The sequence below is a fragment of the Bradyrhizobium sp. USDA 4452 genome (assembly GCF_054063575.1).
Genome location: NZ_JBSSGK010000001.1, coordinates 5,842,973 through 5,860,357 on the forward strand (window position 1 = coordinate 5,842,973; position 17,385 = coordinate 5,860,357).

The following is a 17,385-nucleotide window of genomic DNA, read 5'->3' on the forward strand; positions in this document are numbered from 1 at the left end:
TGATGTTGTCGAGGAGGTTCAGCGCAGCGAGGCGGTGCGCAGCACGAAGGACTGGGTGGTCAGCAGCGCGGTCGCCGAGCCCGAGAAGCGATCGCAGGTCATGCCCATCATCGGATCTTCCGAGAAGGTCATGGCGACGGCGGCCTGCGGCTTCACGAAATGCTGCCGCATCATATTCATGTCGGTGTCGCCAAGCACCGTGGTCAGCATGCCGCTGCTCGCGCTCGGCGCCAGCATCACGACGCGCATCCAGATGTCGTTGCCCTTGGCGGCAGAGATCCGCGCCGACGTCGTGATCACGCCCTGGCCAGGCGTGCCCTTCGCGATCACGGTGTTGATTTCGGTGGCCGGCGCTGCCGCATTGCGCGTCGGGCGCACATTGCGCGGGATCGGTGCGGTGGCAGCGACGATATTGGCGCGATCGACCGGTGAGGACGCAGCCGGCGCATAGGCGAGCGCCTTGTTGAAGTTGTCAGTCGTGCTGGCAGTGGTCTGCGGATCGGCGCCGCCGACCGCCTCACGCGCCTTCAGCGCGGCGATCTGCGCGGCCGACGCCTGCTTCGGCGCTGCCGACTCGTCACCCCAGAAGCCGCGGGCATTGATGATGTCGGCGGGCGATTGCGGCTCGGTGTTCTCGGCGGTCTGCACCACCTGCACGGCCGGTTTCGCCTTCGGCATCGGGACGAGCTGCGCGTCGGCGGCCGCGAGCTGGATCGCGGCGGCGAACTGCTGCGGCTTGGCGCGCGGCAGCGGAACGGGCTCGGCGGATTTGGCGGGCGCTGCTGCCGCAACCACGGTCGGGGCGGCGGGCCTGTCGTTCACGGCGGCCGCGCCTTCGTCCTCATCGTCACCCGACTTGCCGGCCCCGAACAGCTTGGCGAAGAGGGTCGGCTTGCTGATGGTCGCAGCATCGTCGCCATTGCCGCGGCGTTCGATGTCGGCCTTGGCGAGTTCATAGCCCTTCAGCGGCGTGCCGTCGGTCGGGACATGGACGGTGCGGCCATCCGGGAACACCCGGACCAGCTGCTCGCGGGTCATCCGCGGCCAGTGCCGGATGCTGCCGGTGTCGAGATGCACGAACGGCGAGCCCGAGGTCGGATAGAAGCCGACGCCGCCGCGCTGCAGCCGCAGACCGGCGAAGCGGATCTGCTCGAGCGGCACGCCCGGAATGAAGAAGTCCATCGCATGTCCCAGCATGTGCTGGCTGTGGCGCGCAACGCCTGAGGAGCGGCGGCGGAGCATGGCGTTGGTGGCAGGGGCGCGATAGGCGGAGATGATCTGGATCGGCTGCTTGCCGCCGACGTCGCTGTAGACTTCCCAGAGGATGTCGAACAAATGACGGTCCATCACCGTCTCGTCCTGGGAACGCCAGTCGCGCAGGAAGTGATTGAGCTGCTTCAGCGCGGCTTCATCGTAGCGGCCATCGCGCTTGAAGGTGACGGTGAGGTCTTCGCCGGAGTGGGTGTGGTGGAAGGAGAGGGTGCGGGTCTGGTTCAGCGCAGTCGCGTCGTGCACCGAGCCGGCGCCCGCCAACAGCAATAGCGCGGTCAGGCCGACTTGATATCCGGCCTTAGGCAGCGACAGCGGTTTGTAGCGGCGTGCGAAAACAGCCAGCACTATGAGCCCACCCAGTCGACGAGCGTTCGGTCGGCATCCTCGCAGACCCCCTGCGGAAGACGGTGAACGCTTTCTTAAAGCGGGAGGGTTAACCGAGGTTTACCGACCCGCCCCCAAGTTGGGCTTAACTAACTGGGGGAGTGTGGCAAAAGATAGCCCTGTTCCTCCGACGCCATGGCAAATGGTTAACGTAAACGATCTCGCTTTTTGAGCGAGATCGTTGATTTTACTTCAATATTTATCGCAATCGGGCGGAGAGGCAGTCTAGCGAGTGATGACCCGGCGCTGCTGCTGGGCCTGGCCGCGGCGGACCGGCTGCGGCTCCGGCTGGCCGAATCCACCGAACAGGCGCTCGAAGAAGTTCGGTCCGGAGGAGCCAAAGCCCCTGTTGTCACCGGCAACGTTGACGCCCGGGGGCAGGCTGCTGCTCGACGGCCGCGCGTAGCTCGGCTGGGCGTGCGCCACCACGGTTTCAAGATCCTTGCCGCGGCCGTTCCTGAGCAGCGACAGCATGGTGGCGTCGCGGCCGTAGATGTCCCTGCGGATTTGCAATTTGCCGGCATCGTCCACGAACGCGGTCTGGTAGGTGATGTTGACCGGGATCGGCGTCGGGAATTTCAGATCGACTTCGCTCGAGCCGTACATGCTGCGGATCCGCTCCGGCGTGTAGTGCTGGTTCGGCTCGGTGATGTTGAGCAGCACGGACGCGTACTGATCCGGATTCTGCACGCGCATGCAGCCGTGGCTGAAGGCGCGCTCATCCTTGGCGAACAGGTACTTGTCCGGCGTGTCGTGCTGATAGACCAGGAACTTGTTCGGGAAATTGAAGCGGATGCGGCCGAGCGCGTTGGCTTCGCCGGGCGGCTGCGAGACGTGGATCGAGCCGTCACGGTTGCGCTCGAGCTTCAGGCCCATGCGCTGCAGCACCGTCGGATCCTGCTGCAGGGCCGGCAGATACTCGTTGTAGATGATCGACGGCGGCACGTTCCAGGTCGGATTGACGGTGATGTACTTCATCGTCTCGGTCAGAAGCGGTGTGGCGTGCTGGCCGGGCTTGCCAGTGACGACGCGCGTGGTCCAGACCTGCGCGCCGTTCTGCATCACCTTCAGCGTGTAGTCGGGAATGTTGAGGATCACATAGGCATTGCCGACACTGGCGGCGCCGAGCTGGCGCGGCAGCCAGCGCCAGCGCTCCATGTTGACGATCACGGTGTCGATCTGGCGGTCGCGCTTCGGGTTGTTCAGCGCCTTCACCGTGCGTTCGTCGAGCACGCCGGTCGGCTTTAGATCGACGCTGCTCTGGAATTTCTCAACTGCGCGCGCGACCGTCGCGTCATACTTGGTGCTGTCGGTATCCTCGGTGATGCCGAGCTTGTTGCGCAGGTCCGGCACGCGCGGATCGTCCATCTCGACCGCGGCCTGCTTCTTCCGTGCAGGGACGTATCTCAGCGTGGGACCGTCGGCGATCGTGATCACCGGGCCCTCGCCCTGGCCGCGCAGTTCGGCGAGCTTTTTCTTCAGCTCCTTGTAAAGCTTCTGCGGCGGGTTGTAGCCGTCGAGCGCGGCCGAGGCGTCCTTGGCCGAGGTCACGTTGGCGAACACTTCCGCCGGATCGATCGGGTGCTCCGGATAGAGGATGTCCGCCGACACCTGCGACCAGTGCATGCGGCCGCTCTGCGCCTGGCGAGCATAGTCCAGCACGCTGGCGGCGAGCTTCAGCTCGGCGTCGGCCAGCGCATCGGGCGTCGTCGCAGCAGTGAAATCCGGCACCGGATAGTCTGACGCATCGAGGCCGTCGGCGGCCGCATCCTTCAGGCGGGCGATGACGCCCTTGCCGGTGTCGGTCAGCTTGCCGGCCTTGGTGAAGACCGGTGCGTAGTCGCGGGCCGAGTAGAACTTCTCGGCCGCAGCGCGCTCATTCTTGCGATCGAAGGTGCGAAGAGACTTGCTGGCGAGCTGCTCGCGCAGCTTGTCGGCGACCGGCTGATCCTCGGCGGCAACGTTGCTGGCAGCCTTCGCGGGCTCAGCAGCCGGAGCCGCCGCCGTTGCGGGAGCCAGAGTTGCGGCGGGCGCCGTTGCGGTTGCAGGGGCGGGTGTGGCCGCGGCCGGCGCGACCGTGGTATCGGTCTTCGGCGCATCTGCGGGCTTGGTCGCCGGCGCGGTGACGACATCGGCCGGCTTTGCATCGACAGGCTTCGCATCCACAGGCTTGGCTTCGGTGGCCTGCACCTCGGCGGGCTTCACGTCCGCCGGCTTGGCTGCATCGGGGACCGCGGCGGTGGTGTCGGCCTTGAAATCGCTTGCGGTCGGCGGCGGCACGTTGGCCGGTTCGGGGCGCGGGATCGCGGCATCGATCGCGAGTTCCGAGGCATTGGAGCGGGGCGTGTCCTGCGCGAAGGCCGAGCTCGCGGACACCGTGAGGAAGGTCGCCGCGACGGCCATCAGGACGCGGTCAAATCCTCGACGGTTGTTCGAACAGTCACGCATTTTCGCACCCCCTGGGTGGAACTGCCCCTTAAGATTCCGGAACAGTTCAAATCGGTATTCGGTTTCATAGCTTGCGCGGAAGCGCCGGCCTCTCAAGCGACTCGTACGCCTGCACGCAATTGACGCAGACGATACATTTGCCCCTCTTATGCAGCCAGCGCCATGCGGGGCAACTCACGACAAACTGACCTCGAAGCGGCTGATTTCGCTCGGGCCGTGCGTTTTTGCCACGCGGCACAGCCTTTGTCTGTCACCGCCACGACACGGTTCAAAAGGTTCCCTGGTATGGCCCTGTCGGCCTCAGGGCTAGGTAGCCTCGCTTGTCCGGGTGCCCGCCGCAGCTTCGTCGAGCTTGCGGTAGAGCGTCGAGCGGCCGATCTTGAGACGACGCGCGACCTCGGACATCTGGCCGCGGTAATGCGAAATCGCGAACCGGATGATCTCGTTCTCGAGATCTTCTAGCGGGCGCACCTCGCCTGCTGCCGTGAGCATCGAGAGTCCACCCGCAGTCGGCAAGGCAGGGGCTGAAGGTATTTCATTACCTGAGATCATGGCGGGGGCTGTGGACGGCGACACCACCAGCGGCTCGCCCTGCAACGATTTGCCCTCCGACACCGGCTGCGTCGTTCCATGCGGGAAGTCGGCGAGCCCGAGCTGGTCGCCGTCGCTCATGACAACGGCGCGATAGACCGTATTCTCGAGCTGGCGGATGTTGCCCGGCCAATCGAGCTGCGCCAGATGCGCCATCGCATCGCCGCTGATGCCGGTGATGTTGCGGTTCTCCTCGGCGCAGAATCGCGCCAGGAAATGCCGCAGCAGATGCGGGATATCTTCGCGCCGTTGCCGCAGCGCCGGAATGGTAAGCGGCAGCACGTGCAGGCGATAGAACAGGTCCTCGCGAAACTGGCCGGCCTTCACCAGATCGAGCAGCTTGCGGTTGGTCGCCGAGATGATCCGGACATCGACCTTGACCGGCTTGCGGCCGCCGACGGCCTCGACGGTGCCTTCCTGCAGCGCCCGCAGCAGTTTTACTTGCGTAGCCAGCGGCAATTCGCCGACCTCGTCGAGGAACAGCGTGCCGCCATGGGCCTCGACGAACTTGCCCTGGTGACGCTCGGTGGCGCCGGTGAAGGCGCCCTTCTCATGGCCGAACAGGATCGATTCGACCAGATTGTCCGGGATCGCGCCGCAGTTCACCGCGACGAACGGCTTGGCCTTGCGCTCGCTGCTGCCGTGGATGGCGCGCGCGAACAGTTCCTTGCCGACGCCGGATTCGCCCTCGATCAGCACCGGGATGGTCGAGGATGCGGCTTTCTGCGCCGTGCGCAGCACGCCGGCCATCGCCTCGCTGCGGGTGATGATGTCGGAGAAGGTCAGCCGGCCCTCGCGGCTGTGGCGGATGCGCTGCAATTCGCCCTTCAGCGCCGACGCGTTGAGGGCGTTGCGCAGCGACACCTGCAGCCGCTCGAAGCCGACCGGCTTGACGACGAAATCCTGGGCGCCGGCGCGCATCGCCGACACCACATTGTCGATGCCGCCATGCGCGGTCTGCACGATGACCGGGACGTTCAAACCAGCTTCACGAATTTTTGCGAGGACTCCGAGACCGTCGAGGCCCGGCATCACGAGGTCGAGCACGACGGCATCGATCGCCTGCGTCTCGGATGCGGTCAGGGCTGCTATCGCCGCGTCGCCGCTGTCCACGACGAGGGGCTCATAGCCGCACTTCTGCACCATGTTTTCAACCAAACGACGCTGTACGGCGTCATCATCGGCGATCAAAATGGTGGCAGCCATGGTTTTCCCCGCACGCTACGTTTATCTGTCTCGAATCGGGGCAATGTCGCCGATGCCGATTAACGCACTCTTAAACCTTGCAAACCCGCTTTCATTCCGCCGCCGCCGACATCTTTCCGACTGAAGTTAAGGTTACGAACAAGATGACCTCGCGCTCTAAAACTGCGTCCCCCAAGTCCGCTCTCAGCAAGTCCGCTCCCGGCAAGTCCGCTCTCGGCAAGTCCGCTCTCAGCAAGTCCGCTCCCGGCAAGTCCGCTCTCGGCAAGTCCGCTCTCCGCAAGGAAGCCGCGCTGCGCAAGACGGCCGCGCAACGCAAGCCGGCCGCAGCCAGCCCGGCGGTGAAACCGGCAGCCGGCAAGACCGGCAAGCTTCCGGAATGGAATCTGGCAGATCTCTACTCCGGTATCGACGCGCCGGAAGTTGCGCGCGATTTGCAGAAAATGGATGCAGATTGCGTCGCGTTTGAGACCGACTACAAGGGCAAGCTTGCCGAAAATACCGGCAAGGAAGGCGGCGGAAAGTGGCTGGCCGAGGCGATCAGGCGCTATGAGGCGATCGACGATCTAGCCGGCCGTCTCGGCTCCTTTGCCGGCCTGGTCCATGCCGGCGACAGCATCGATCCGGCGATCTCGAAATTCTACGGCGACATCTCCGAACGGCTGACGGCCGCCTCGGTGCATCTGCTGTTCTTCTCGCTCGAGCTCAACCGGGTTGACGATGACGTGATCGAGCGCGCGATGGCCGAACCCGCGCTCGGCCATTACCGGCCGTGGATCGAGGATCTGCGCAAGGACAAGCCGTACCAGCTCGAGGATCGTGTCGAGCAGCTGTTCCATGAAAAGGCGCAGAGCGGCTACTCCGCTTGGAACCGGCTGTTCGACCAGACCATCTCCAGCCTGCGCTTCAAGGTCATGGGCAAGGAGCTTGCGATCGAGCCGACGCTGAACCTGTTGCAGGACAAGGCCGGCGACAAGCGCAAGTCGGCGGCGCAGGCGCTCGCCAAGACCTTCAAGGACAATGAACGCACCTTCGCGCTGATCACCAATACGCTCGCCAAGGACAAGGAAATCTCCGACCGCTGGCGCGGCTTCCAGGATATCGCGGATTCCCGCCATCTCAACAACCGTGTCGAGCGCGAGGTGGTCGATGCGCTGGTCGCCTCGGTGCGCGCGGCCTATCCGAAGCTGTCGCACCGCTACTATGCGCTGAAGGCCGGCTGGTTCAAAAAGAAGAAGCTGCCGCACTGGGACCGCAACGCGCCGCTGCCGTTCGCGGCGACCGGTACCATCGCCTGGCCGGAGGCGCGCAACATGGTGCTGTCGGCCTATAACGGCTTCTCGCCGAAGATGGCCGAGATCGCGGAGCGCTTCTTCGATGATCGCTGGATCGACGCGCCGGTCCGTCCCGGCAAGGCGCCCGGCGCGTTCTCGCATCCGACCACGCCGTCGGCGCATCCCTATGTGCTGATGAACTATCAGGGCAAGCCGCGCGACGTGATGACGCTGGCGCACGAGCTCGGCCATGGCGTGCATCAGGTGCTGGCAGCGAAGAACGGCGCGCTGATGGCGCCGACGCCGCTGACGCTGGCGGAAACCGCGAGCGTGTTCGGCGAGATGCTGACCTTCAAGCGGCTATTGTCCCAGACCAAGAACGCCAAGCAGCGCCAGGCGCTGCTCGCGGGCAAGGTCGAGGACATGATCAACACCGTGGTGCGGCAGATCGCGTTCTATTCATTCGAGCGGGCGGTTCATACCGAGCGCAAGAATGGCGAGTTGACCGCCGAGCGGATCGGCCAGCTCTGGCTCAGCGTGCAGGGCGAGAGCCTCGGGCCAGCGATCGAGATCAAGCCGGGCTACGAGACGTTCTGGATGTACATCCCGCACTTCATCCATTCGCCGTTCTACGTCTACGCCTATGCATTCGGTGACTGCCTGGTGAATTCGCTCTACGCGGTCTACGAGCACGCATCCGAGGGTTTCGCCGAGCGCTATCTCGACATGCTCGCTGCCGGCGGCACCAAGCATTATTCCGAGCTGCTGCGGCCGTTCGGGCTCGACGCCAAGGACCCGAAATTCTGGGACGGCGGCCTGTCCGTCATCGCCGGCATGATCGATGAGCTAGAGACGATGGGCTGAGGCCCATCGGATTTCCGCGCCAGGGGCGTTTTTGCGCCTGGCGGTATGATCGTTCTGTGAAGCCCGCGTTTGGGAGCACTATTCCGTCCGTGGCCGCCGCTCGGGTCTGGATCGAGGACGATTTGTGCTTCAAATCGCCCGATCGGGACCACGCCGTTGCTCTGCCAACCCGTTTGCGGTAATGGCTCGCAGAACGCGAATTTCTGACTGGGGACAGCAATGGCAGACCATAGCGAAGTGGCCTATACGACCGCCGACGGCAACGATTACGTGGCGCACGAGCAGACCTATGAAGGGTTTCTCATGCTGGTCAAATGGGGCACCATCAGCGTCGCCATCCTCCTCGCCTTGATGGCCTATTTCCTGGTCTGATCCTCGAGATCAGCTAGCGGCGTCGCCGTCCCGCGGCGATGCCGGAATTCCTGTCGAACCCGGATGTAAAAACCGGGTATCAAATCTGGCGAAAATAACGCTAGTTTGAAGACGCGTGCGCCGCTTGCGCCGCCGGAGGGCCCATGAAGATCGCCGTTGCCAAGGAAATCGATGCGTCCGAGCCGCGGGTTGCGGTTTCGCCCGATACCATCAAGAAGTTCAAGGCGCTCGGCGCCGAGGTCGCGGTCGAGCCGGGCGCGGGCATCAAGTCGGGCCTGCCCGATTCGGAGCTGACCGCGGCGGGCGCCACCGTCAGCGCCGACGCGCTCAAGGATGCCGACATCATCATCAAGGTGAAGCGGCCCGAAGCCTCCGAGCTTTCGAAATACAAGCGCGGTGCGCTGGTGATCGCGATCATGGACCCCTACGGCAACGAGGCCGCGCTGAAGGCGATGGCCGATGCCGGCGTGTCGGCGTTCGCGATGGAGCTGATGCCGCGCATCACCCGCGCCCAGGTGATGGACGTGTTGTCCTCGCAGGCTAATCTCGCCGGCTATCGCGCGGTGATCGAGGGCGCCGAAGCGTTCGGCCGCGCCTTTCCGATGATGATGACCGCCGCCGGCACCGTGCCGGCCGCAAAAGTGTTCGTGATGGGCGTCGGCGTCGCCGGCCTGCAGGCGATCGCGACCGCCCGCCGCCTCGGCGCGGTCGTTACCGCGACCGACGTACGGCCCGCCACCAAGGAGCAGGTCGAATCGCTCGGCGCCAAGTTCCTCGCGGTCGAGGACGAGGAGTTCAAGAACGCGCAGACCGCTGGCGGCTACGCCAAGGAGATGTCGAAAGAGTATCAGGCCAAGCAGGCCGCGCTGACCGCCGAGCACATCAAGAAGCAGGATATCGTGATCACCACCGCGCTGATCCCGGGCCGTCCGGCGCCAAAACTCGTCTCGGGCGAGATGGTGAAGTCGATGAAGCCCGGCTCGGTACTGGTCGATCTCGCGGTCGAGCGCGGCGGCAATGTCGAGGGCGCTAAGGCGGGAGAGGTGGTCGAGACCGACGGCGTCAAGATCGTCGGCTACACCAATGTCGCCGGCCGTGTCGCCGCCTCGGCCTCGAGCCTCTACGCGCGCAATCTGTTCTCGTTCATCGAGACGATGGTCGACAAGGCCAATAAGGCGCTCGCGGTCAATTGGGACGACGAGCTGGTGAAGGCCACCGCGCTGACCAAAGACGGCGCCGTCATCCATCCCAACTTCCAGCCGAAGTAAGGAGAGAAGCCATGGAGCATCTCGCGCAGGCCGTCGATCCGTTCGTGTTCCGGCTGTCGATCTTCGTTCTTGCCGTGTTCGTCGGCTACTTCGTGGTGTGGTCGGTGACGCCGGCCCTACACACGCCGCTGATGAGCGTGACCAACGCGATCTCCTCGGTGATCGTGGTCGGCGCGCTGCTCGCGGTCGGCGTCGGCATGGTGTCGAGCGGCTCGGGTTGGGCCCGCGGCTTCGGCTTCATCGCGCTGATCTTCGCCTGCGTGAACATCTTCGGCGGCTTCCTGGTCACCCAGCGCATGCTGGCGATGTACAAGAAGAAAGCCAAGTAACGGCAACCACCTCGGGGTGAGTCAAGAATTTGGGGGACCTGAGATGAGCGCCAATCTCTCTGCACTGTTGTACCTCGTGGCGGGGGTGCTGTTCATCCTGTCGCTGCGCGGCCTGTCGAGCCCGGCGTCGTCGCGCCAGGGCAACATGTTCGGCATGATCGGCATGGCGATCGCGGTCGGCACCACGCTGGCGAGCCATCCGCCGGCTGACGGCGTCGCCTGGCTGCTCGTCATCCTCGCGGTCGCGATCGGCGGCGGCATCGGTGCGGTGATCGCGCGCCGGGTGCCGATGACCTCGATGCCCGAGCTCGTCGCCGCGTTCCACTCGTTGGTCGGCATGGCCGCGGTGCTGGTCGCCGCCGGCGCGTTCTACGCGCCGGAAGCCTTCGACATCGGCACGCCCGGCAACATCCATCCGCAGAGCCTGGTCGAGATGTCGCTCGGCGTTGCGATCGGCGCCTTGACCTTCACCGGCTCGGTGATCGCGTTCCTGAAGCTGTCGGCACGGATGAGTGGGGCGCCGATCATCCTGCCGTTCCGCCATGTCATCAACATCGTGCTGGCGCTGGCGCTGGTGTTCTTCATCGTCGGCCTCGTGCTGTCGGGCAGCGCGTTCGACTTTTGGATGATCACGATCCTGGCGCTGGCGCTCGGCGTCCTGATGATCATCCCGATCGGCGGCGCCGACATGCCGGTCGTGATCTCGATGCTGAACTCCTACTCGGGCTGGGCCGCAGCCGGCATCGGCTTCACGCTCGGCAACTCGGCGCTGATCATCACCGGCGCGCTGGTCGGCTCCAGCGGCGCGATCCTGTCCTACATCATGTGCCACGCGATGAACCGCTCGTTCATCTCGGTGATATTAGGCGGCTTCGGCGGCGAGACCGCGGCGGCCGGCGGCGGCTCGGGCGAGCAGAAGCCCGCCAAGCTCGGCTCGGCGGATGATGCCGCCTTCATCATGAAGAACGCGTCGAAGGTCATCATCGTGCCCGGCTACGGCATGGCGGTGGCGCAGGCCCAGCACGCGCTGCGCGAGATGGCTGATCTCTTGAAGAAGGAAGGCGTCGAGGTGAAGTACGCCATTCACCCGGTGGCGGGCCGCATGCCCGGCCACATGAACGTGCTGCTGGCCGAAGCCAACGTGCCCTATGACGAGGTGTTCGAGCTCGAGGACATCAACTCGGAGTTCGCCCAGGCCGACATCGCCTTCGTGATCGGCGCCAACGACGTCACCAACCCGGCGGCGGAAGAGGACAAGACCTCGCCGATCTACGGCATGCCGGTGCTGCAGGTCTGGAAGGCCGGCACCGTGATGTTCATCAAGCGCTCGCTGGCCTCGGGCTATGCCGGCATCGACAACCCGCTGTTCTACCGCGACAACACCATGATGTTGCTCGGCGACGCCAAGAAGGTCACCGAGAACATCGTCAAGGCGATGGCCTGACGCGGATGGTCCTGAACCGGGAGTGGCATCGACACCATCGCATGCCGCCCCGAGCCACGCGCGAGCAGCGCATCGGGTGGCACGTCGCGCATGCGGCGGCGTGCGCCTGCCGGCCGGTCCCCGACAGCATCAAGGCTGAGGTCGAGAAGCGGCGGAAGCTCCGCGGCAAGACATAACTGCGGCATCGCGGATGGCGCTGGCACTGGCAATCCTGAAATGGCTCGCGATCGCCGCGGTCGTCATCTATCTCGGCGGCCTCGCGGTGCTCTACGTCAAGCAGCGCGAATTGCTGTTTCCGATCCCGCAGGTCGGGCGGACGGCGCCTGCAGCGGCCGGTCTTCCCGAAGCGGAGGAGCATGTCCTGACCACGGCCGATGGCGAGAAGGTCATCGTCTGGCATGTGCCGGCGAAGCCGGGCCGGCCGGTGGTGTTGTTCTTTCCCGGCAATGGCGATTTCCTGGCCGGCCGCGTGGCGCGCTTCAAGGCCATCACGGCCGAGGATACCGGGCTGGTCGCATTGTCCTACCGGGGCTACGCCGGCTCGAGCGGGTCTCCGAGCGAGCGGGGGCTGCTGCAGGACGCCGAGGCCGCTTACGCATTCACCACCGCGCGCTACCGCGCCGAGCAGATCGTGGCCTGGGGATTTTCCCTCGGCACCGGCGTTGCGGTCGCGCTCGCCGCCGAACATCCGGTCGGCAGGCTGATCCTGGAGGCGCCCTATACCTCGACGGCCGATGTTGCCGGTGCGCACTTCTGGTATGTGCCGGTCAGCCTGCTGATGCGGGATCAATTCCACTCCGACCGGCGAATCGCCGGCGTTACGGTGCCGCTCCTGATCATCCACGGCAGCAACGATCCGATGATTCCGATCGGATTCGGCGAGCGGCTGTTCGACCTCGCCCGCGCGCCCAAGCAGTTCGTGCGCCTGCCCGGTGGCGGGCACGACGATCTCGACGATTTCGGTGCGATGGATACCGCAAGGCGGTTTATCGACGCCGCAAGAGGCTGACGGCGGCGATTGTCTGTCGCATAATCGGGGCCAATGACGTGAGGGGACCCCCACAATGAGCGCACACGGACCGATGCCACGGTCGGCCTGGCTGTATCCCGTTCTGGCGGTGCTGTTGTTTGCCGCAGTCTCGGTCAGCGGCTACAGCTTCGCACCATCGACCGGGGGCTGGGTGTTCGCGGCCGTGCTGCTCGTGATTCTGTTCGGTACCGTGTTCGCGGCCGTCCACCATGCCGAGATGATCGCCGAGCGGATCGGCGAGCCGTTCGGCACGCTGCTGCTGACGCTCGCGGTGACCATCATCGAGGTGGCGCTGATCTCGACCATCATGCTGGGCGACACCCCGGCGCCGACCCTGGCGCGCGACACCGTGTTCGCAGTCGTGATGATCGTCTGCAACGGCCTGGTCGGGCTCTGCATCTTCATCGGCGGCATCCGCTACCGCGAGCAAGATTTCCAGATCACCGGCGCCAACCTCTATCTCAGCGTGCTGTTCGTGCTGGCGACCATCACGCTGGACATGCCGAATTTCACGCTGACCGCGCCGGGCCCGATCTATTCCACGGCCCAACTCGCCGTGATCAGCATCGTGACCCTGCTGCTCTACGCGGTGTTCCTCTACACCCAGACCATCCGCCACCGCGACTACTTCGTCAGCGGCGCCAATGAGGCGGCGGCGCATGGCGAGGTGATGTCGGACCGCGAGACGGCGATCAGCGTCGTCCTGCTGCTGGTGTCGCTGCTGGCGGTGGTGCTGCTGGCCAAGAAATTCTCGCTGGTGGTCGATGTCGTCACCGTCAAGATCGGCGCGCCGCCGGCCTTTGCCGGCCTGGTGGTGGCGGCGCTGATCCTGTTGCCGGAGAGCGTTGCCGCGGTGTCGGCGGCGCGCAAGAACGACCTGCAGAAGAGCATCAACCTCGCGCTCGGCTCGTCGATCGCGACCATCGGGCTCACGGTTCCCGCGGTCGCCGTTGCCGCCTCGGTGCTCGACAAGCAGCTGGTGCTCGGGCTCAGCAACCAGCATATGCTGATCCTGCTGCTCACCTTCATGGTCAGCATGCTCACCTTCGGAACCGGCCGCACCAACATCCTGTTCGGGCTCGTTCACATGGTGGTGTTCGCAGTGTTCGTGTTCATGGTTTTCGTGCCGTAGGGCATGATCCGCTCAAACAAGAAGCCTGGAGAAAGTGACGATGCTCAGCGCCAAATCGGACGTGCAGGTGGATACGGCGGAGGTTCGCGTGACCGAATGGCGGCTCGCGCCGGGCAGCGCCACCGGCCACCACACCCATGAGATGGACTACGTCATCGTTCCGATCACGGCCGGCGAGATGACCATCGTGGCGCCGAACGGCGAGCGCTCCAAGGCCCAGCTCGGCGCCGGAAAGTCCTATTTCCGCAAGGCCGGGGTCCAACACGACGTGCTCAACGAGACGGCCAGCGAGATCGTGTTCCTCGAGGTCGAACTCAAGCCCTGACGCGGCGCAACAATCCCGCATGGACCCCCACAAGTAACCCTGCGCGTGCCGAATGGCAGGTCCGAGTGCTCGCGGCCGTGGAAATTCATAACCCGTTAACGGCTGCACGATGATCTAGAAGGCGGATGCGGCCTACGCAGGGGGCGCCTCCGCTGAAACCAAAGTGACACCAAAGGTGACGTCGGGACGGGGGTTTGCCACCGATCCGTCGCAGTTGATCCCTGAATGTGCCTCAAAGTTCCAGCATGAGATAACGGGGTGGGGAGTGGCAGGTCATGCTGAGTTACCTGAAGAAATTCGTGATGGACATCTTACCCTCGGTGGCAGCGACCATCATCGGGGCGTACATCGTCAATCACTACATCGTGGCCAAGCCGCAAGCGCCGGTCACGGCAGCCGTGACCGCTGCGGTCGATCCCAAGCCAGATGCGAAAGCCCCCGCCAAGCCCGCCGAAAAGTCCACCGTGGTCAGCAGCCTCCCGGAAGCCGGCGTGAAGGCCAAGGGCATGTCCGAGCGCACGCTGATCGAGCGGTCGGCATCGGAGAAGGCCACCGTCACCGAGAAGCCCGCCGATCCCAAATCCGCTGACACCAAGTCTGCTGACACCAAATCTTCCGACAGCAAGGCTGATGCGCCGGCCGATACGGCCAGCATCCCGACTGACGCGCGCCATCATCCGGCGAAGGCGGTCGCCAAGGCTGCGCCCGCCGCCGCGCCGGTCGAGTCCGCCGTCACGCCGGAGGAAGCCCACGACGCCAACGATCTTGCGCGCGCCGCGATCGAACGGTTGCGCAAGGAACGGCCGCAGGACGCTCGCAGCACCGATCTCGCCCGCCTGCCTGACCAGCAGCGTCCGGCGGCAGCCCCGGCGATCCGGCCGTTGCCGCCGCCGATCATGGTGTCGAATCCGTCCACCGACAGTGCCGATCAAGCCTCGCAGCCGCGTGCGCCCTACGCTGCCAATGCCCAGGATGCGAATCGGCTGACGCCGCCGGCCGACATCCCGGTCCCGGTGTTGCAGGCCCCGCTCGACCTGCGCGCCGATGCCGCCATGCCGGCTCCGAAGAACGAGCACACCTCGGTGACCGACGACATGTTCTCCGGCATGAAGTCGATGTTCCACGCCGTCCTGCCGAAGTAACCCGAGGCATCGCCGCGCTCAAAGCATGGTGAGGTTAGGTTGAATTGGCACGACGTCGGAAGTCCACCTCTCCCTTGGGAGAGGTCGGCGCGTAGCGCTGGGTGAGGGGTTACGGTCCCTCGTTGGAGCTGCGGCCCCTCACCCGATTTGCTACGCAAATCGACCTCTCCCCGATGGGGAGAGGTGAACTGGACCCGAGGCCAAACCGATTCAACCTGACTTCATCCCGCTTTAGCCGCCGGTGCGCGCCAGCCCGCTGCGCGCGCTTCCGTCATTCGGCCGCAGCGCGAGCGCGCGATTGTAGGACGCCGCTGCCTTGGCTTTGTCGCCAAGCCGCTCATAGGCCTGGCCGCGCGCGCTCCACGCCGCAACATTGCTGGGATCGGCCTGCACGGCCTCGTCGAGGTCGGTCGCGGCCTGCTTGGCCTTGTCGAGCGCGAGGTAGCTGGTGGCGCGGCCGATCAGCGGCTCGGCCTTCTGCGGCGACAGCCCACTCGCCGCGGTGAAATCGTCGATCGCCTGCTGATGCTGTCCGCGGCCCTGATAGATCAGGCCACGGCCGTACAGCGCCTGGATGTTGTAGGGGTCGGTGGTCAGCGCTTGCTCGAACTCCGCCTGCGCCTCATCCAGCTTGCCGGAATGCGCCAGCACCTGGCCGCGGGTGGCGTGATCCTTGGCGCTGTTGATGTCCTGTGGGGTGATGGTGTCGGTAGCGGGCTTGTCGGCAGCGGCAGCCTGTTTCGGCTTGTCGTTCGAGCCCCATGATCCCAAGTCGAAGGAGCACCCCCCGAGCGGCAGGCTGAGGATCATGGCCATGGTGACGAGGTGCGCCGCACGACGGCGGTGCGCAGCTTCTGGAAACGGGGAGTGGGGCGCCGGAACGGCCATCATGCAAAATGCTCTTGCCGGTCGTTTTACATGGGTACCCCGGAACACGGCTGGCTTCAAAACAACAACGCGGGCCCATGGCCCGCGCTGTTAGACTTCCAGATAGGCAAAACGGCTCAGCGCGGTCCGCGACCCGCGCCGGCACCACCCGGACGGCCGCCGCGGTCGCCACCGGGACCAGCGCCGAACACCGGCTTCGGCTTCATCGGCAGCAGGCCTTCACGCTGCAGCTTCTTGCGCGCCAGCTTGCGCGCACGGCGCACGGCCTCGGCCTTTTCGCGGGCCTTCTTCTCAGAGGGCTTTTCGTAGTGACCGCGGAGCTTCATCTCGCGGAAAATGCCCTCGCGCTGCATCTTCTTCTTCAGCGCCTTCAGGGCTTGGTCGACATTGTTATCGCGGACGAGAACCTGCACGCGGCATCCTCTTTTGAATTGATCGGTTCGGAATTCTGGCGGGGTTAAAGGGGCGGCAAAAGGCCTGCCTCTTAACCCTAGGCGCGCGCATGTATCAGACAAACGCGCAGATGTCCACCGGTCGAGTGACTTTCGGGCCTAGTAAAGCCACGAAATGGGGCAAAAATGCCTTTGTGCGGCCCTGATTTGGGTGATTTGGCGCCGGTATCGGGGCCGCTCCCGGAGTTTTCGATAACCCGGACATTGGAAATAGGGGAGATGCCACATGGACATGAAGAAATACGCGGCCGAACTGATCGGTACGTTCTGGCTCACATTCGCGGGCTGCGGCAGCGCGGTCATCGCGGCCGGCTTTCCGCAGGTCGGGATCGGCCTCGTCGGGGTGTCATTGGCGTTTGGGCTCAGCGTCGTGACCATGGCCTATGCGATCGGCCATATCTCGGGTTGCCACCTCAACCCGGCCGTGACAGTCGGCCTCGCCGCCGGCGGGCGTTTCCCCGGCGGCCAGGTGCTGCCCTACATCATCGCGCAGGTCGCCGGTGCGATCATCGCGGCCTGGCTGCTCTATGTGATCGCCAGCGGCGCGCCCGGCTTCGATGTCACCAAGGGCTTCGCCTCCAACGGCTACGACGCGCACTCACCGGGTCACTACAGCACGGTGGTATGCTTCATCACCGAGGTGGTGATGACCATGATGTTCCTGTTCATCATCATGGGATCCACCCATGGCAAGGCGCCCGCCGGCTTCGCGCCGCTCGCGATCGGCCTTGCGCTTGTCATGATCCATCTCGTCAGCATTCCCGTCACCAACACCTCGGTGAATCCGGCGCGCAGCACCGGACCGGCGCTGTTCGTCGGCGGCTGGGCGCTGGGGCAGCTCTGGATGTTCTGGGTCGCGCCTCTGATCGGCGGTGCGCTCGGCGGCGTGATCTATCGCTGGCTCAGCGACGAGCCGGCCGGCATCGTCGCCGGCGTCAAGACTGCGTGATCGGCTAGATTAGAGCGT

General features: G+C 65.0%; 16 protein-coding genes. 10 read left to right on the plus strand and 6 right to left on the minus strand.

Going from position 1 to position 17,385, the window contains the following annotated elements; translation table 11 throughout:
* Nucleotides 1-18: 18 nt before the first annotated feature.
* From ACVISU_RS27795 to ACVISU_RS27810, 4 genes are all read right to left on the minus strand, one after another.
* Nucleotides 19-1,617: a DUF882 domain-containing protein gene (locus tag ACVISU_RS27795; protein WP_063695538.1), complete on the minus strand. Its 1,599-nt coding sequence runs from the start codon at nt 1,615-1,617 to the stop codon at nt 19-21.
* Nucleotides 1,618-1,881: 264 nt separating this feature from the next.
* Entirely contained in the window at nt 1,882-4,104 is a 2,223-nt protein-coding gene (locus tag ACVISU_RS27800; protein WP_456708985.1) for a L,D-transpeptidase scaffold domain-containing protein, read from the minus strand.
* A gap of 306 nt (nt 4,105-4,410) precedes the next feature.
* On the minus strand, nt 4,411-5,901 hold the full coding sequence (locus tag ACVISU_RS27805) for a sigma-54-dependent transcriptional regulator (RefSeq protein ID WP_456708986.1): 1,491 nt from the start codon (nt 5,899-5,901) through the stop codon (nt 4,411-4,413).
* A 91-nt stretch (nt 5,902-5,992) separates the two neighbouring features.
* Nucleotides 5,993-6,268, minus strand: a complete 276-nt coding sequence (locus ACVISU_RS27810) for a pentapeptide repeat-containing protein (protein ID WP_456710909.1) — start codon at nt 6,266-6,268, stop codon at nt 5,993-5,995.
* Between ACVISU_RS27810 and ACVISU_RS27815 the strand changes: the two genes are divergently transcribed.
* From ACVISU_RS27815 to ACVISU_RS27855, 9 genes are all read left to right on the plus strand, one after another.
* The gene (locus ACVISU_RS27815) at nt 6,192-8,036 is read left to right on the plus strand and encodes a M3 family oligoendopeptidase (protein ID WP_456710910.1); all 1,845 of its coding nucleotides are present in this window, start codon (nt 6,192-6,194) and stop codon (nt 8,034-8,036) included. The genes ACVISU_RS27810 and ACVISU_RS27815 overlap by 77 nt on opposite strands.
* Nucleotides 8,037-8,255: 219 nt before the next feature.
* Nucleotides 8,256-8,408, plus strand: coding sequence for an aa3-type cytochrome c oxidase subunit IV (locus ACVISU_RS27820; RefSeq protein WP_021078552.1), 153 nt, complete (start codon nt 8,256-8,258; stop codon nt 8,406-8,408).
* Nucleotides 8,409-8,551: 143 nt separating this feature from the next.
* A complete protein-coding gene (locus ACVISU_RS27825; RefSeq protein ID WP_456708987.1) occupies nt 8,552-9,676 on the plus strand; it encodes a Re/Si-specific NAD(P)(+) transhydrogenase subunit alpha in 1,125 nt (374 codons plus the stop codon).
* An 11-nt stretch (nt 9,677-9,687) separates the two neighbouring features.
* The gene (locus ACVISU_RS27830) at nt 9,688-10,005 is read left to right on the plus strand and encodes a proton-translocating transhydrogenase family protein (RefSeq protein WP_050403072.1); all 318 of its coding nucleotides are present in this window, start codon (nt 9,688-9,690) and stop codon (nt 10,003-10,005) included.
* A gap of 43 nt (nt 10,006-10,048) precedes the next feature.
* Nucleotides 10,049-11,449 carry an NAD(P)(+) transhydrogenase (Re/Si-specific) subunit beta gene (locus tag ACVISU_RS27835; protein WP_456708988.1) on the plus strand — a complete coding sequence of 467 codons (1,401 nt, stop codon included), beginning with the start codon at nt 10,049-10,051 and terminating at the stop codon, nt 11,447-11,449.
* A gap of 190 nt (nt 11,450-11,639) precedes the next feature.
* Complete coding sequence (locus ACVISU_RS27840) at nt 11,640-12,458, plus strand: alpha/beta hydrolase (protein ID WP_456708989.1); 819 nt, start codon at nt 11,640-11,642, stop codon at nt 12,456-12,458.
* A gap of 55 nt (nt 12,459-12,513) precedes the next feature.
* A complete protein-coding gene (locus ACVISU_RS27845) occupies nt 12,514-13,611 on the plus strand; it encodes a calcium:proton antiporter (protein WP_456708990.1) in 1,098 nt (365 codons plus the stop codon).
* Between the two features lie 40 nt (nt 13,612-13,651).
* Complete coding sequence (locus tag ACVISU_RS27850; RefSeq protein ID WP_028340624.1) at nt 13,652-13,936, plus strand: cupin domain-containing protein; 285 nt, start codon at nt 13,652-13,654, stop codon at nt 13,934-13,936.
* Between the two features lie 275 nt (nt 13,937-14,211).
* Nucleotides 14,212-15,078 (plus strand): hypothetical protein, encoded by an 867-nt coding sequence (locus ACVISU_RS27855; RefSeq protein WP_456708991.1) that lies wholly within the window; start codon nt 14,212-14,214, stop codon nt 15,076-15,078.
* 231 nt (nt 15,079-15,309) lie between these two features.
* Here the strand turns inward: ACVISU_RS27855 and ACVISU_RS27860 are convergent, their stop codons facing one another.
* Together ACVISU_RS27860 and rpsU are read right to left on the minus strand one after the other, a co-directional pair.
* The gene (locus tag ACVISU_RS27860) at nt 15,310-15,969 is read right to left on the minus strand and encodes a tetratricopeptide repeat protein (RefSeq protein ID WP_456708992.1); all 660 of its coding nucleotides are present in this window, start codon (nt 15,967-15,969) and stop codon (nt 15,310-15,312) included.
* Nucleotides 15,970-16,082: 113 nt separating this feature from the next.
* Complete coding sequence (rpsU, locus tag ACVISU_RS27865; protein WP_021078544.1) at nt 16,083-16,379, minus strand: 30S ribosomal protein S21; 297 nt, start codon at nt 16,377-16,379, stop codon at nt 16,083-16,085.
* Nucleotides 16,380-16,644: 265 nt separating this feature from the next.
* On the opposite strand from rpsU, the gene aqpZ reads away from it, so the two are divergent.
* Nucleotides 16,645-17,367: an aquaporin Z gene (gene aqpZ / locus ACVISU_RS27870; RefSeq protein WP_050401740.1), complete on the plus strand. Its 723-nt coding sequence runs from the start codon at nt 16,645-16,647 to the stop codon at nt 17,365-17,367.
* The last annotated feature ends 18 nt before the right edge of the window (nt 17,368-17,385 follow it).